The 16,355-nt window shown below is 65.6% G+C and carries 10 protein-coding genes; 5 read left to right on the top strand and 5 right to left on the bottom strand.

The window, feature by feature from the left end:
* Positions 1 to 120: 120 nt before the first annotated feature.
* Complete coding sequence (locus tag V0R59_RS25205; RefSeq protein WP_330075771.1) at positions 121 to 5,013, bottom strand: alpha-2-macroglobulin family protein; 4,893 nt, start codon at positions 5,011 to 5,013, stop codon at positions 121 to 123.
* 219 nt (positions 5,014 to 5,232) lie between these two features.
* Between V0R59_RS25205 and V0R59_RS25200 the strand changes: the two genes are divergently transcribed.
* The 3 genes from V0R59_RS25200 (at position 5,233) to V0R59_RS25190 (ending at position 7,636) form a co-directional block, all read left to right on the top strand.
* Positions 5,233 to 6,570, top strand: coding sequence for an MATE family efflux transporter (locus V0R59_RS25200; RefSeq protein WP_330075770.1), 1,338 nt, complete (start codon positions 5,233 to 5,235; stop codon positions 6,568 to 6,570).
* Positions 6,571 to 6,849: 279 nt separating this feature from the next.
* Entirely contained in the window at positions 6,850 to 7,233 is a 384-nt protein-coding gene (locus tag V0R59_RS25195) for a polymorphic toxin type 44 domain-containing protein (protein WP_330075769.1), read from the top strand.
* A complete protein-coding gene (locus V0R59_RS25190) occupies positions 7,211 to 7,636 on the top strand; it encodes a hypothetical protein (RefSeq protein ID WP_330075768.1) in 426 nt (141 codons plus the stop codon). The genes V0R59_RS25195 and V0R59_RS25190 overlap by 23 nt, the downstream gene beginning before the upstream one ends.
* Positions 7,637 to 7,979: 343 nt before the next feature.
* Here the strand turns inward: V0R59_RS25190 and speA are convergent, their stop codons facing one another.
* From speA to V0R59_RS25170, 4 genes are all read right to left on the bottom strand, one after another.
* Positions 7,980 to 9,893, bottom strand: coding sequence for an arginine decarboxylase (gene speA, locus V0R59_RS25185; protein ID WP_330075767.1), 1,914 nt, complete (start codon positions 9,891 to 9,893; stop codon positions 7,980 to 7,982).
* 200 nt (positions 9,894 to 10,093) lie between these two features.
* Entirely contained in the window at positions 10,094 to 10,465 is a 372-nt protein-coding gene (locus tag V0R59_RS25180) for a translation initiation factor Sui1 (protein WP_330075766.1), read from the bottom strand.
* A gap of 196 nt (positions 10,466 to 10,661) precedes the next feature.
* Positions 10,662 to 11,198 (bottom strand): NUDIX hydrolase, encoded by a 537-nt coding sequence (locus tag V0R59_RS25175; RefSeq protein ID WP_330075765.1) that lies wholly within the window; start codon positions 11,196 to 11,198, stop codon positions 10,662 to 10,664.
* A complete protein-coding gene (locus tag V0R59_RS25170; protein ID WP_330075764.1) occupies positions 11,198 to 12,268 on the bottom strand; it encodes a DUF2333 family protein in 1,071 nt (356 codons plus the stop codon). Before V0R59_RS25170 ends, V0R59_RS25175 begins: the two co-directional genes overlap by 1 nt.
* A gap of 281 nt (positions 12,269 to 12,549) precedes the next feature.
* Between V0R59_RS25170 and V0R59_RS25165 the strand changes: the two genes are divergently transcribed.
* Complete coding sequence (locus V0R59_RS25165; protein ID WP_330075763.1) at positions 12,550 to 14,166, top strand: diguanylate cyclase; 1,617 nt, start codon at positions 12,550 to 12,552, stop codon at positions 14,164 to 14,166.
* A gap of 107 nt (positions 14,167 to 14,273) precedes the next feature.
* Entirely contained in the window at positions 14,274 to 16,235 is a 1,962-nt protein-coding gene (locus V0R59_RS25160) for a methyl-accepting chemotaxis protein (protein ID WP_330075762.1), read from the top strand.
* The last annotated feature ends 120 nt before the right edge of the window (positions 16,236 to 16,355 follow it).

The following is a 16,355-nucleotide window of genomic DNA, read 5'->3' as shown; positions in this document are numbered from 1 at the left end:
GTGTGGATTGCCCGGGTGTGGGGCGGGCCCTGTGGGGTGGGGGCTCCCCCGGGGTTGGCGTGTGGTCCCCCCCCCCCCCCCGCGGGGGTCACCCCGCTCCCACAAGGGATGATGTCTTCCCTACCGCCCCTTGATCACCAGTTCCCCGGCCGTCTCGCCGACTGCCTGCCACTCCGGCCGGTACATCGACTCCACCTGCGGCGGCGGAATGCGATAGCTGCCCGGGGTCACCGCCCGCGCCAGGTACAGCAGGTGGGTGGTGCCATAGCCATCCAGGTTCAACGCCGCCACATAGCGGTCGTCACGGTATTCCTGGTGCACCACGTTGGCGTTCTCCATCGCCTCGCGCCACTGCTTCACCGCGCTGCTGGCGTTCTCCAGGCTGGCGGCGCTCTGCGCGAGGTTCTGGTTTTCCAGCTCCAGGCCCGCCGGCAGCAGGTCTACCACCAGCGCATCCGGCACCCGCGACTTGGCCTGGATCGCCAGATGCACCAGGACCAGGTCGCCGCTTTCCAGCGACTTCAGGTCCAGCGCCTGGCCATTCATGCCCAGGTACTCGCGACGGATGGTCATGTTGTTGCCACTGGCCGGCGGCGCCTGGCGCGGATAGCCGGACAGGGTCAGGCGCTGGTACAGGGTCTTGTCGCCTTCGTTGCGCACGCTCAATGGCGATGCCAGCAGCGAGCCTTCCAGGTGCAGCCCGGATTGCGTCGGACCCAGCTCGCGGGTTTCCCCGGCGCTGTCCAGTTGCGCGCGCCAGTCGCCCTCCGGCTGCTGCATCAGGCCACGACCGGCGAGGAACAACGCATTGCGCTCCTGGGTCGACAGCCACGGCTTGGCGGCCAGTTCATCGGACAGCTTGAACAGGCGATCCGGCACGGCCTTGCTGGCCAGCTTGTACTCGTCGAGCAAGGCCAGGATCAGCGCCTGGTCGCGCAGCGGGCTGCCGTAGTCGGCCATCCAGGCGTTGTCGCGGGTGATCGCCAGGCCGGCTTGCAGAGCCTGCTCGGCCTTGGGCTTGTCGCCCATGGCGTCGAGGGCGATCGCCAGTTGCACCAGCGGCAGGCCGGAGCGGGCGTCGGCACGCCGTTCGAACAGGCTGCGCAGGGCACCGAGCGGCGCCTGCTGGCTGCGCGACAGTACCAGCGCGGCATAGGCCTGCACGGCAAAGCGGCTGTGCTCTGCGTTCTCGCTGTAGTTCACCTCGATCAGGTTGCGCTCCTGCACGTAGCGCAGCAGGCGCTCGCTGGCCTTCTTCAGTGCCTCGGCCGGCACCGCGAAGCCTTGGTCGCGGGCGCGCAGGAGGAAGTCGGTAACATAGGCGGTCAGCCAGTATTCCTCTTCATCGTCGCTGCTCCACAGGCCGAAGCTGCCGTTGTAGCGCTGCATGCCCAGCAAGTGCTCGATACCCATCTCGATCTTGCGCTGGCGATCGGCCGCCGGCTCGCCGGTGAGGCCGAGGCGCTTGAGGGTCGCGGCGTCGGCGTAGAGCGACGGGTACAGGCCGCTGGTGGTCTGCTCCAGGCAGCCATAGGGATAGGCCTTCAGCGCACGGATCTGTTCGGCCAGGTTCAGTGGTGGCCGACTCGACAGCGCCAGGGTGCCTTCCAGGCCTTGCGGCTCGAAGGTCGCCAGGTCCTGCTCCGGCAGGGTCCAGGGCTCGCCGCCCAGGGCCACGCGGTAGTGCTTGAGTTGCGCCGGGTAGGCCGGACGCACGCCCAGGGTCCATTCGCGGGAGAAGCCGGTGTCGCTCTCGCCCGGCAACACCAGGCCATCGACCCGCACCGTGACCTTGCCCTGGCCGTAGCCGCCGGTGGCCTGCACCGGAATCTTCAGGGTGACGCGCTGGCCCTGCTTGAGTTTCAGCGACTGGTGGGACGCGCCTTGCAGGTCCAGCTGGCCCTCGGTGGCCAGGGCCACGGCGAGGGTCTGTTCCTGGCCGGAGAGGTTGGACAGGTCCAGCGCCAGGCTGGTGCGGTCGCCGCCGGCGAGGAAGCGCGGCGCCGAGAGTTCGGCGATCAGTGGCGCAGCAACCACGGTCTTGGCTTCGGCGACGCCGAAGCGGTCCTCGCTCCAGGCCTGGGCCATCAGGCGCAGCTCGCCGTTGAAGTCGGGGATGTCCACCGTGGCCTGGCCCTTGCCCTCGGCATCCAGGGTCACCGGCGCGCTCTGCAGGGCGACGATGGTCACGCTGGTGTCAGGACGCTTGCCACCCTTGGCCATGCCGGCGTCGCCACCAAAGGCCAGGCTGGCCAGGCGGCCCTGCCCTGCTTCGATCAGTTGCCCGTAGATATCCAGCTGGTCGGCGCCATAGGCCTTGCGCCCGAACATGCCGGTGAACGGATCGGGGGTGACGTAGCTGGTGATGTTGAGGATGCCCACGTCTACCGCGGCCAGCAGCACCTGCACTTGCTTGGGCACGCTGCCGTCGGCGTTACGCGCCTGGATGTTCACCGTCAGCGGGTGCTTCGGACGCATCTGCTGCGGTGCGTCGAGGGTCACCGCCAGCTTGCGCTGGGCGCGGTCCAGCGGCAGGTGCAGCACGCCCACGGCGCGTTTCGGCGTGACATTGGCCTTGCGCTCGCCCGGACGGATCACCAGGGCACTGATGTACAGGTCATGCCGCGCCCATTTCGGGTCGAGCTTGACGTCGAAGGCCTTGCCCTCGGCGGGTACGTCGATCTCCTGCCACCACAGCGGACCATCGCCGCCCTCCACCATCAGGTAGCCCTTGCCGGCAGCCGGCGGGGTAACGGTGACCTTGGCCGTGTCGCCATCGTTGTAGGCCGGCTTGTCCAGGGCCAGGCGTACCTGGTCCGGACGCACCGCACCGCCGTCGGCGTTGTCCTGGGCACGGTAGCCGGCCCAGAAGCGCAGGCTGCTGGTGATGCCGGTGTCCGGATCTTCCACCTCGACGCGGTACGGGCCCCACTCCACCGGGAAGCTCAGCTTGGTGGTGCTGCCTGCCGGCACGCTGACGCTCTGCTCGCTCTCGGTGAGGAATTTCTCGTTGAAGTTGTAGCTCCAGCCATCGCTCTGCGAGTAGTTCCAGTAATAGTCGCGACGCTCGCGGACCAGGCGCACCCGCAGGTTGTCGGCGGCCAGCTTGTTACCGTCGCGGTCGGCCATCAGCAGCTCGACTTCCACCGGTGCGTCGCCGTCGGTTTCCTCGCCGTCGAACAGACCGCGCAGGCCCGGCAGGTGGTCCGCCGGCCAGATTGGTTGTTCCAGGCGCCGGGTGATCGGGCGCCCGCCGGATTCCTGCAGGCTGGCCTGCACGGTGAGTTGCAGCGGCGAACGGGCCTCGGCCCATTGGCTGGCGATGCTGATGGTGGCGTCGCCGTCGGCGTCGAGGACCGATTCTTCCAGGTCCAGGTCGTGGCTCAGGTCGCCTTCGGTGACCGAACCGAACTGGTAGCCGGGTAGCGCCGGCACCGCTTCGCGCAGCGGGCGCACGTAGACCTGGCCGCTGAGGCGGTTGCCCGCGGCCGGGGCGCCGTAGAGGTAGCGCCCGTTGACGCTGATCTCCGCGGTTTGGTCCGGGCTCAGCGGGCTGTCGCTACCCTTGAGTTCCAGGGCCAGGCGTTCGGGGAGGAAGTCCTCGACGAGGAATTCATGCACCTGGCGCTTGCCGCCGCCCAGGTCGAACAACAGTTGCCAGCGTCCGGTGGGCGCTTCGCCCGCCAGTTGCAACTGGTATTGATAGAAGCCATTGGCGTTCGCTTCCCAGACGAACTTGCGACTGACCTGCTCGTCGGGGCGGCGCACTTCGACATTGATCGGCTGGCTGTTCACCGGCTTGCCATCCTGGTCGCGCAACAGGCCGTTGAGCAGCACGGTTTCACCCGGGCGATAGAGGTCGCGCGGGCCGAAGACGAAGAATTGCAGCGGGTTGGCCTGTGGGCCGGTGACGGTGAATTCCGAGAGGTCGAGGGCGGCGCTGTTCAGCCGCAGCATCGTGGTGTTGGGGCCCTGGCGCGCCAGCAGCACATCGGCCTTGGGCGGCAACGGCAGTTGGGCGTGGCCGCCACTGTCGGTCTTGCCCTGGGCGAGGACCTTGCCGTCGCCGTCGAGCAGGTCGAGCTCGATATCGCCCAGCGCCTTGCCGCCTTCCAGGGCCTGGGTGAAGACATCCAGGCGGCTGTCGTAGCGGTGCACCGAGAGCCCGATGTCGCTGAGGGTGAACAGGGTCGCCGGCTGCGAATAGTTGTAGGTGCCCGCCTCGCGCATTACCGCCAGGTAGACCCCGGCTTCCTGCAACGGCTTGATCCCGGCCATGGGCAGGAGCAGGGTCTCGCGGGTGTTGGGCGCGGGGTTGAGGTCGAAGCGGCCGGCGTAGACCAACTCGGCCATGGGCAGCAGGTCGCGGGCTTCATAGCTTTGCAGGGAACTGCTGCGGCCCCAAGAACCCAGGAAGGTGGGCAGCGACTCGGGCTTGATGCGGAAGAATTCCACGTCGACCTTGGCCACGTTCAGGGCGATCACCGGCAGGCCTTCGGCCAGGCGCGTCGGCAGCAGCGAACCGCGGCTGGCGAAGCCGATGCTCGGCTCCATGTCGCGGGTTTCCAGGCGGCTGACGTACTCGTTGGCCAACTGGTTGCCATTGACGCTGCGCAGGCCGGCGTCGATGGTCAGGACCAGCTTGCGCTTGGGCTCCAGGTGGCGCAGGCGCAACTCCATGCGGTTGTCGGAAAGCTCCCAGGCGCCGTCGACCTTGCCCTTGGTGGTGTCGACCAGGTGCAGGCGCTCGGCGAAGCGCTGGTCGGCCTGCAAGGGTGCGGAGAAGGTCACCGACAGGGCGCTGGCGCCGTCGACCTGGACTTCCGAAACGTCCACGACGTTAAGCTCGCGGCCGGCGTAGCGCTGGGCCAGGGTGGCTTCGTCGACCTTCGCTGCGCTCGCCGCAGCAGCGGCCTTTTCAGCCGGGGCCGGGGCGGGCTTGTCGGGGGAAGACGAGTCGCAGGCACTCAGCAGCGCCAGCGCACAGGCCAGCCACAATCCTTTGTTCAGCATGGGAGGAAACTCTTCGGCAGCAGGGGCAGACGGGAAACTATATATCAAGGTCCGCGGTTTCACCGGGGACCGATGCCGAGGTGAGACAGGGTTCACCCGGCAAAGTGCCGAAGCATGGGTAGAATGTTTGGCCTGGCGACCCACTGCTCACCTTCTGTGGGAGCGAGCTTGCTCGCGAACGACCGCAAAGCGGTCGCAAGACTCACAAGGACTCCCTGAATGCTCCAACTGCTCACCGACTGGCGCCACCGCCCCACCCACCACAAGGTCTGGGCCCTGGCGGCGCCGATGATCCTGTCCAACATCTCGGTACCCCTGGTCGCCCTCGTGGACAGCACAGTGGTCGGCCACCTGCCCCATGCCCACCAGCTCGGCTCGGTGGCGGTGGGAGCCAGCCTCTACACCCTGCTGGTCGGCGTGCTCGGTTTCCTGCGCATGGGCTCCACCGGCTTCGCCGCACAGGCCGCCGGCCGCGCCGATGGCAACGCCTTGCGCCAGGTCCTGGTACAAGGCCTGCTACTCGCCCTGCTGTTCGCCGCGCTTCTCGGCCTGCTGGCCATCCCCCTCAGCCATTTCGCCCTGCACCTGATCCAGCCCGACGCGGCGCTGGAACAGGGCACCCTCGACTTCTTCACCACCCGCCTGCTCGGCCTGCCGGCAGCCTTGGCCACCTACGCCCTGGTCGGCTGGTACCTCGGCACGCAGAACGCCCGTGTGCCGCTGGTGATCCTGCTCACCACCAACCTGCTGAACATCGTCCTCAACCTGTGGTTCGTGCTCGGCCTGGACTGGGGCGTGGTCGGCGCGGCGCGGGGCTCCGTGATCGCGGAATGGGTCGCGGCCCTGCTCGGCCTGGCCCTGACCCGACCTTCGCTGCGCGCCTATCCCGGCCGGGTGATCTGGCCGCTGCTGGCGCGCTGGCAGAGCTGGCGGCCGATGCTCGGCGTCAACCGCGACATCTTTATCCGCAGCCTGGCGCTGCAGGGCGTGTTCTTCCTTATCACGATGCAGGGCGCGCGGATGGGCGAGGCGACGGTGGCCGCCAACGCCCTGCTGCTCAATGGCCTGCTGGTGACTGCCTACGCCCTGGATGGCCTGGCCCATGCCGTGGAGGCGCTGTGCGGGCATGCGATCGGTGCGGGGGACCGGCCGGCGCTGCGCCGTTCACTGGTGGTCGCCGGAGGCTGGTCGCTGATCGCCAGCCTGGGTTTCGCGGTGCTGTTCCTGCTGGGCGGACACCTGTTCATCCAGATGCAGACCGATATCGCCAGCGTGCGCGAGACCGCCTTCGAGTACCTGCCGTACCTGGCGGCGCTGCCGCTGATCGCGGTGTGGAGCTACCTGCTCGACGGCCTGTTCATCGGCGCCACCCGCGCCCGGGAAATGCGCGACGGCATGCTGCTCAGCGTCCTGATCGCCCTGCCCTTCGCCTGGCTGGCGCGGGATCTGGGCAACCATGGGTTATGGACGGCGTTCCTGCTGTTCATGGCGTTGCGTGGGGTGACGCTGGGGGTGATGGGGTGGCGGTTGCAGCGGCGGGATGGGTGGTTTGGATGAGATTGGGAGCTCTTGAGTAATAAGTGAAATTTCACTGAATTGACAATTTTCAGCATCTGCTGAAATAGACAAATCAGTGAAATGAGTGAGCACCGTTGCCCAGGCGACTCCCAGACTGAACACGCCAGATGTCCGCCTAGCCCGCGCCGCGACACCTGAACCGCCAGACTCAACATAATCTGTCACATACCATTCTTTGACTCTGTTACCGCACTGGCGGAAAAGGTCACATCCCAAGGAGGGGGGAACTCGATAAACAGTTAAAAGAACGGACAAAGCATGACTCCAAAAGCTCCCCGCGGCGTATCGATTACATCCAACATGCGCGAAGCTCACAGCAAGAAAATTCATTTCAGCCGAGGTGGAACTTCATTTCTTTTCTCCTGGTTCTATACCAAGGTCAGAAGCCGAGGACCATGGAACTACAAGCGACAAGGCCGAAAGTACGAAGATTTCGGAAATTTCAATTACGGTGCGACCGGCACCGCAGCAGGAATTTCGGAAGAGGTGCTGCTTAGAGGAGCAGGATGGGCACAAAGCCAGGCAGGCACGAGTGAACCTGAGTTTGGAAGTTGGTGGTCCAATGCGCCTTACGGTGACGATCCTAAAGACCAGAGGCAGATCAAGGCAGGTATCGAGTATGCAAAACGGCATGGTTACTAAGTGGCTAGTCGCGAGTTTGCTGCTAGTGGTTGTGGTCCAGTCGATCTGGACTTTCACCCCGGATCCAAAACCCGAGCTAAGCCAGATCATGAATCGCTATCCCATAGGCACCCAAGGCTCCGTGTACGAGGTCCTGAGCAATAGCGGCGGCGCTACTGTACCGATGGTCTACCTCTACTTCATCGCAGCCCGGCAATCCGATAACGCCCAGGCGCTGAAACTGCTGGAGGACCATTACCCTTTTCTGGTCACCAAACAACCAGGAGCCATCACCGCAGTGACCGGCTTGAAGATCACCGCTCGCACCCACGACAGCGTCTACCGCTACAACAGCACATCGCTCTTGCGGGAAGATGACGAGATAAAACCCGTCACCATCGACCTGACCGCCACCAGCGAGTAACTCCAGATATTCCGGGCACTGCGACTGGCCTCATCGCTGCACGGGTATCCATGGGGTCTCAGGTAGGAGTTGCTTTAGCTGCGAAGGACCGCGCCAGCGGTCCCGAAACCATCCCGCACGAGTCCCTCCAAGCCCTGTTGCGGATTCACAGTGCCTGATCTGGCGCGTTTCTCCAGGCTCACCGAGCTGACAGGTTTTGGGACCGCTATGCGGTCCTTCGCAGCTTACGCAGCTCCTACCTGGATCCCGTCAGTCTTCACAAGTGTAAATACTCATCATCTGTGTCGCCCATGAAAAAGCCCGCTCCAGCATACCGAAGCGGGCTTTTTATATCGCCTGAATCTTACGACGACAGGTACGAAGACCGCGTCAGCCCCAGGCGCAGCGCATCGAGGAACTGGGTCCGCTCACGATCGCTGATGCGCGCACTGGCGACCTTGTCGCGGTAGTGGGTCATCAGTTCCTCCGGCGACAGGTGCACGTAGCGCAGCATGTCTTCGATGGTGTCGTGGGTCTCGATGCCGGCGTGGTACACGCTGCCGTTCGGGTTCTGGTAGATGTTCACCGAGTCGGTGTCGCCGAACAGGTTGTGCATGTCGCCCAGGATCTCCTGGTACGCACCGACCAGGAACACGCCCAGCAGGTAGTCCTCGCCTTCCTTGACCGCATGCACCGGCATGCTGGTCTCGATGCTCTGCTCGTCGACGTACTGGTTGATCTTGCCGTCGGAGTCGCAGGTCAGGTCCTGCAGCACGGCACGACGCAGCGGTTCTTCGTCGAGGCGGTGCAGCGGGATGATCGGCAGCACCTGGCCGATGGCCCAGGTGTCCGGCAGGCTCTGGAACACCGAGAAGTTGCAGATGTACTTGTCGGCCAGCTTGTCGTTGAGTTCGTCCAGCACCTGGCGGTGCGAGCGCTGGCGGGCCTTCAGCGAGTTGTGCAGACGCCGGCACACGGCGAAGTAGCACTGCTCGGCCAGGGCCTTCTCGGACAGGGTGATCTTGCCGTCGGCATACTGCGCGGCCACGTCGCTCATGTAGTGGGTGGCGCGCCAGTAGGTCTCGGTGACCATCTCCAGGTCGGTCGGGCCCAGCAGGTCGGCCAGCCATTGCACGGTTTCCGGCAGGGCTTCCTTGTTCTCGATGGTCGGCACGTCGTCGTTGTGCTTCTCGACGTCGGTCACCTGGATCACCAGCATGGCGTGGTGCGCGGTCAGCGAGCGGCCGCTTTCCGAGAAGATGTGCGGGTGCGGCAGGCCCTGGGCATCGCAGAATTCCTTGAGTATGCCGACCACGACACCGGCGTAGTCGTCCATGTCGTAGTTGATCGAGCTGGCGTTGCGCGAGTGGGTGCCGTCGTAGTCGACGCCCAGGCCGCCACCGACGTCGATGTGGTCCACCGGCAGGCCCAGCGCGCGCAGCTCGCCGTAGTAACGGATGGCTTCCTTGAAGCCGTGCTGGTAGTCGGCCAGGTTGGCGATCTGCGAGCCCATGTGGAAGTGCAACAGACGGATGCCCTGGTCGAGGCCGGCGTCACGGAAACGCTGGACCACGGAAATCAGCTGCGCCGCGGACAGGCCGAACTTGGACTTCTCGCCACCGGTGTCCGCCCACTTGCTCGACGCCAGCGAGGACAGGCGCACGCGCAGGCCGACCTGCGGCTTGACCTTGAGCTCGGCCGCCTCTTCGATCACCAGGGCCACTTCCGACTCTTTCTCGATGACGATGAACACGTTGTGGCCGAGCTTCTGGCCCATCAGCGCGAGGCGGATGAACTCGCGGTCCTTGTAGCCGTTGCAGACGATGGTGCCGCCTTTCGGCGCCAGCGCCAGCACCGCCAGCAGCTCCGGCTTGGAGCCGGCTTCGAGGCCGATGGAGACGTTCTGCGTGGCGATGATGTTTTCCACCACCGCTTCCTGCTGGTTGACCTTGATCGGGTACAGCGCAGTGTACTGGCTCTGGTATTCCAGGCGCGCGATGTTGGCATCGAAGGCGCCGGTCAGCTGGCGCACGCGGTCCTGCAGGATGTCGGGGAAGCGCACCAGCAGCGGCAGCGACAGGCCGCTCTTGCGCAGTTCGTCGACCTGCTCGTAGAGGTCGATCGGCGCGCTGCCCGGGCCGTTCGGGCGCACTTCGACACGCCCGGCTTCATTGATCGCGAAATAGCCCGCGCCCCAATGGCGAATCCCGTAAACACTGCGGCTGTCCGCCACGGTCCATTGGCTGCCATCGTCTTTGCGTGTGCGTCGTACGGACATCGAAGTCCCCTATAAAGAAAGTCAGATAACACCGGCCATGCGGGAGGGCGCAGTGTAGAAAATGAAAATGACGATTTTCCCTGTTCGGGCTTGGACCCTTCACAAGGCAACGAGTTTAGACGCTGGGCGAAAAGCCCCGGGTGCTCCCGGCCCTCACCCGGCCTGTACGGGCACCGGACGAACGAACGGGAAGCAGGCGATCAGCCGCCGGATTTCTTCGCTTTGAAGCCCTGTTTGACCAGTTCGCCGAGCAGCAGCTCGACATGGTCACCCTGGATCTCGATGACGCCGTCTTTCAACGCGCCACCGGTGCCACAACGCCGTTTCAGCGTACTGGCGAGCTCCTTGAGCTGTTCCAGAGGCAGGGGCACGCCCGTGATGGTGGTCACCGTCTTGCCGCCGCGACCTTTGCTTTCGCGACGGACACGAGCGATGCCATCCCCTTCCGGGATGAGCGTCTGCTTGCAGGTGCAGGCATCGATGGGTTGGTTGCAGTCCGGACAGTGCCGGCCCGCATCGGTGGAGAACACCAGACCGCCCAGGGCGGAGAATGACGAGGCTTTCTTGGCCACTTTTGATCCTCGGGTTTGAGGACAAAAAACTGGTCGTGGACCCGGGCGGGACGACGACCGCGAAGCCCCACTCTGGCAGGGGCAGCGCACCTGTCGCGAATGGCTACGCGGCAGGGTAAAAAGGCCGCGCAGTGTAACGGCAAATGTCCCGCTTGCTAAGTACAGAACTGCGCCATTTCGGGCAATTTTCGCGACATCAGGCTTGACGGCCGAAGGCCCGGGAAAGCGCGGCCAGGGAGTCGGGGCAATACGGCAGTGTCTGCGACTCGGCCCAGACCACTTCCGGGTTGACGAAGCGGGCTTCGCTGACCTCTTCCGGCTGCAGGCGCAAAGGCCCGTCCCAGAACGCCGAGAACACCGCGCACCAGAGGCGGTTGCCGGGCAGGTCGAAGAAGAAATGGTCGTGGGCGCGCAGCTCGACACCGCTCACCCCCAGCTCTTCCTCCAGCTCCCGCGCCGCCGAGGCGGCGTATTCCTCGCCGGCCGCGACCATGCCGCCGGCAGCCACATCCCAATGGCCGGGGTACAGCGCCTTGCTCAGGGTGCGCTTGTGGATGCACAGCTGGCCGGCGCCATTGAAAAGCAGGATGAAGGTGCAGCGCCCGACCAGGCCGCGCTCGCGCAGCTCGGCGCGGGGCAGCGCACCGAGCAGGTTGTCGTCCTCGTCGACCCAGGCGACCTGCTCCCGGTCCGAGGCGGCCCGGTGCGCCGCCTCCGCTTCGCTGATGCTCATCAGCCTTGCGACAGCAACTGGCGCAGGTCGATGACTGCGGCGTTGGCGCGGGAGATGTAGTTGGCCATGACCAGCGAGTGGTTGGCCCACATGCCGAAGCCGCTGCCGTTCAGCACCATCGGGCTCCACAGCGGTTCCTGCGAGGCTTCCAGCTCACGGATGATCTGGCGCACGCTGACGGTGGCGTTCTTCTTCGCCAGCACGTCGGCGAAGTCGACCTCGATGGCACGCAGCAGGTGCGACAGGGCCCAGGCCTGGCCACGGGCTTCGTAGAAGACGTTGTCGATCTGCAGCCACGGGGTTTCCACCAGTTCCTCGTCGACCTGCGGCGCCTGGCCGGGGACCACGGTCTCGGTCTTCAGGGTGCTGTTCAGCTTGACCCGGCCGACACTCGCCGACAGTCGCTGGGACAGCGAGCCCAGGCGGGTGGCGACGTCACCCAGCCAGTTGTTCAGGTTGTCGGCGCGGGTATAGAAGATGGCACCGGAATCACCCGAGGCGAGGCGCGCCTGGTAACGATTGAGCGACTTGATGCCTTCCTCGAACTCGGACTCGCTCGACGGCAGGATCCAGCTCTTGTTGTCGAAGTTGAAGCGCGGCTCGGCCTTGGCCAGGTCGGCGTCCTCGGTGGACTGCGACTGGGAGCGGGCGAAGTCCTTGCGCAGGGCGCGGGACAGGTCGCGGACCTGGACCAGCACGCCGTATTCCCAGCTCGGCATGTTGTCCATCCACAGGCCCGGCGGGAAGCGGTCGTTGGAGATGTAGCCGCCCGGCTTGTTGAGCAGGGTGCCGGCAACGGTCTTGAGGGTCTCGATGGTGGTGTAGCCGACCACCATCTGCTGGCCGTTGTGCTCGGCGGCGGCCTGGGCGTTCTGCTGTACCGGGAACAGGTCCGGCTCTTCGCTCCAGTACCAGCCGAGGGCGATGGTCACCACCAGGTACAGGCCGATCACCGCGCCCAGCGAGCGGCTGAGCAGGCCGCGGAAGTAACTGCCGCTCGCCGTGGCGCGACCCGCCTTGCGCTCCTCGCGCGACTCGGCGTCGCCTGTACGGTTTTTCCAGTCCAGCATGGCATCGTCCTTTTTCAGTCAGGGCATTTGCAGGGTTCGACCACGGCCGCCAGGCATTGGTGCCGAGCCAGTGTGAATGTCGGCGGGTGCGCTGGCGCCGGGGCGACCGGGGTGCTCGCAACTATAAAGCAAGGCAGCCTATCGCCCAACCGACCCGAGGGTCACGAACTGAATGATTCTCCGGCGTCAATAAATTGATGCAGGGCACTCGTTTGCGCCAAAAGTGGTGCTAGCATAGAGCCATCACTCGAACTGCCTCATTTCTAACAAGTAGTCAGGACATGACCGAGCCAGAAGACCCGAATCGCGAGCGACTGAAGCAACACTTTGCCCAGCGGGTCATTCACCAGGCCCGGCAGATCCTGGAAATCTGGCAGCGCCTGCAGCGCAGCGAATGGTCGCTAGGCGACCTCGGCGAACTGAGCGAGGCCAACCTGCGCCTGCAACGCTACGCCGAACGCTTCGAGCAACCGGAGCACACGCAACTGGCCGAAGCCATCGGCCAGACCCTGGCCGCCGTCGAAGCCAACAGCGCGCGCCTGAGCAGCAGCCTGATCAGCGAGCTCAACCGCCTGATGCAGCGCCTGTCACGCACCGGCCTGCGCCAGGGCGACCGCCTTGAACAGACCACCCTGCCGCCGCTGCGCAAGCCGGTCTACGTGATGCTCCAGGACCATGAGCGTGCCGAGCGCCTGGCCAAGCAACTGGAGTTCTTCGGCCTCGGCGTTGAAGCGCTGCCCACCGCGGAGGCCTTTCGCGCCTCGATGAGCGAGCGCCTGCCCGCCGCCATCGTCATGGACGTGGACTTCGGCGGCGCCGGTCTCGGCCTGGGCCTCGCGGAACAGGCCCAGCAGGGCCTGGAGCAGCGCGTGCCGCTGCTGTTCTTCAGCCTTCACGAAACCGACACGCCGACCCGCCTCGCCGCCGTGCGCGCCGGCGGCCAGGAATTCCTCACCGGCACCCTGGAAGCGTCGAGCCTGCTGGAAAAGGTCGAACTGCTCACCAGCGTCACCCAGTACGAACCGTTCCGCGTGCTGATCATCGACGACTCGCGGGCCCAGGCCCTGCACACCGAGCGCCTGCTGAACAACGCCGGGATCGTCACCCGCACCCTCACCGACCCGATCCAGACCATGGCCGAGCTGGCCGATTTCCAGCCCGACCTGATCATCCTCGACATGTACATGCCGGCCTGCACCGGCACCGAACTGGCCAAGGTGATCCGCCACAACGACCGCTACGTCAGCGTGCCGATCATCTACCTGTCCGCCGAGGACGACCTGGACAAGCAGCTGGACGCCATGAGCGAGGGCGGCGACGACTTCCTGACCAAGCCGATCCGTTCACGCCACCTGATCACCACGGTGCGCAACCGCGCCGCCCGCGCACGCAACCTCAAGGCGCGGATGGTCCGTGACAGCCTCACCGGCCTCTACAACCACACCCATATCCTGCAACTGCTGGAGGACTGCAGCTTCCGCGCCCGCCGCGAAAGCCGGCCGCTGAGCTTCGCCATGCTGGATATCGATCACTTCAAACGGGTCAACGACAGCCACGGCCACCCCATGGGCGACCGGGTGATCAAGAGCCTGGCGCTGTTCCTCAAGCAGCGCCTGCGCAAGACCGACTTCATCGGCCGCTATGGCGGCGAGGAGTTCGCCATCGTCATGCCCAACACCGGCCTCGATGCCGCGCACAAGGTGCTCGACGAGATCCGCCAGCGCTTCGCCGAGATCCACTATCCGGCCCAGCCGCAGGACCTGTTCTGCACCTTCAGTGCCGGTGTGGTGGAACTGGGCGACGACCTCGACGCCCTGAGCATGGCCACCGCCGCCGACGAAGCGCTGTATCGGGCCAAGGGTGCAGGACGCAATCGGGTGCAGCGCGTCGGCCAGTGAAATCAAATGGCCACTTTTTTTTGACCGAAGCGCCGGGTTCGTCATAACCATGTAATAAAAACGCAATAGTTTCAGTGCCTTGCCTCCAGCCGTCGGTAGTCAAGCACATGCGCCTGAAGCTGCTCACCAACCTCAATACCCTGTTACTGGTCCTGGTCTGTCTCGCCCTTGGCGCCACCCTGTGGTGGTCGCAGAAGGCGCTGGAGCGCCCGTACCTGCTGATGGAACGCTACCTGGGCCTGTCCCAGCAGTTCCAGAACCAGGTCGCGCGCAATATCCAGACCTACCTCGGCAGCGGCGATGCCCTGCAGCATGCCACCGCGCTGCAAGCCACCCAGAGTCTCCAGGAAGAGCTCAAGCAACTGCCGGAAGACCTGGCCCAGAACGTGCGTCCGAGCCTGGACAGCCTGGCCACCTTCACCAGCAATGAACTGCTGGCCGCCGGCAAGCTGGCCGGCGATCCCCAGGCCCTGCTGCTGCAGGCCGAACGCGAGCTGGGCGCCAACCTGGAACAGTGGCTGCGCTATGCGCAGAACAGCAACAATCCCGACGGCAGCCGCTATGCCCCGGCGCTGGTGCAGGCCGGCCTGCACCTGAGCCGCCTGTCCCTGGCCCGCGACAAGCTGGTCAGCAGCGGCCGCAGCGAACTGGCCGAGGAAGTCGAGCGGGAACTCAACCTGATGGCCGAGCAGGCCAAGGTCCTCGATGCCCTGCCGCTGCTCGGAGTCAAGGAAGCCAGTGCCTCCGGCTCCGACGATTTCGCCGCGATGATGGGCCTGGCCAGCGAGAGCAAGAGCGAGGCCGAGGACACCGCCATCGGCCTGCGTCGTGAATTGAACAGCCTGATCAGCCGCTACCCGGCGGAACTGCAACGTACCCGCGAGCAGATCCAGCGCCGCAGCGAGCTGGCCGCCACCACCCAGTCGCGGATCGCCGCGGTGCAGCAGGCAATCGCCGACCTGGAACCGAGCGTGCGCAGCCAGCACGGGCAGATCCAGAGCGAAGTGCGCCTGATGCAGGGCGTGATGATCGCCCTGATCCTGCTGATCGCGCTGGTCATCGACCGCCTGCAGCGGCGTCTGGCCCGGGTTCTCACCGCGCTCGACCCGGCGTTGTCGGAGTGGGCTGGCGGCGACTTCAGCAAGCCGATCGACCTGCCGCCGAGCAACCGCGAGATGCACGATATCCAGGACTCGCTGAACCGCCTGCGGGATTACCTGGTGGAACTGGTGGGGACCATTCGCAGCAACGCCGAACAGGTTGCCGGCAGCAGCCACGCCCTGGCCGGCATGAGCAGCGCGCTGCACGATGGCGCCGAGCGCCAGGCCGGCGACACCGCGCAGATCCGCGATGCCCTGGGCGAGCTGGAAGCCACCATCGTCCAGGTGGCCGGGGACGCCAGCCAGGCGGCCGATGCCAGTCGCCAGGCCGGTCTTGCGGTGGAACAGGGCCAGGCGGTGATCGGCCAGAGTCTCACCGGCTTGCGCAGGCTGGTGGACGAGGTGCAAGGCAATGCCCAGGTCATCGAGGAACTGGCCCAGGAGTCGGCGACCATCGGTGGCGTGCTGACGGTGATCCGTGCCATTGCCGAACAGACCAACCTGCTGGCCCTCAACGCGGCCATCGAAGCTGCGCGAGCCGGCGAGATGGGCCGTGGCTTCGCCGTAGTGGCCGAGGAAGTGCGCTCCCTGGCGCAGCGCACCACCGGGGCGACCGGCGAGATCCAGACCCTGATCACCCGCCTGCAGCAGGCGGCACGGGAGTCGGTGGACGGCATGCGCCTGCAGCTGGAACACGCCGAGGCCACCGCCGACCAGGCCCAGGCGGCGGACGGTGCTCTGGATGAGATCGTCCTGGCGATCCAGACCATCTCCGATACGGCGGTGCGGATTGCCGATGTCACGGCGCAGCAGAGTGGGGCGGTCAGCGAAATTCGCGACCACAGCGAGCGGATTCACGATCTGGGCGAGGACAACCTGCAGCGGATCGGCGAAGGTCGCAACCAGGGTGAGCAGTTGCTGCGGTTGGGTGGGGAGCTGAATACCGCGGTTCGGGCTTTCCGCTTGTAGGTGCGCGGCCCTGTGGGAGCGGGTTCACCCGCGATAGCGTCGGTGACGCCACTGCCGTCATCGCGGGTGAACCCGCTCCCACAGGGGCCACGCTTCACTTGACCGAAATGTGTTAGATCC

This window comes from Pseudomonas ulcerans (assembly GCF_036324125.1).
Taxonomy (GTDB): domain Bacteria; phylum Pseudomonadota; class Gammaproteobacteria; order Pseudomonadales; family Pseudomonadaceae; genus Aquipseudomonas; species Aquipseudomonas ulcerans.
The sequence above is the reverse complement of the archived record's forward strand: the minus strand, read 5'-3'. Positions and strand labels throughout refer to the sequence as shown.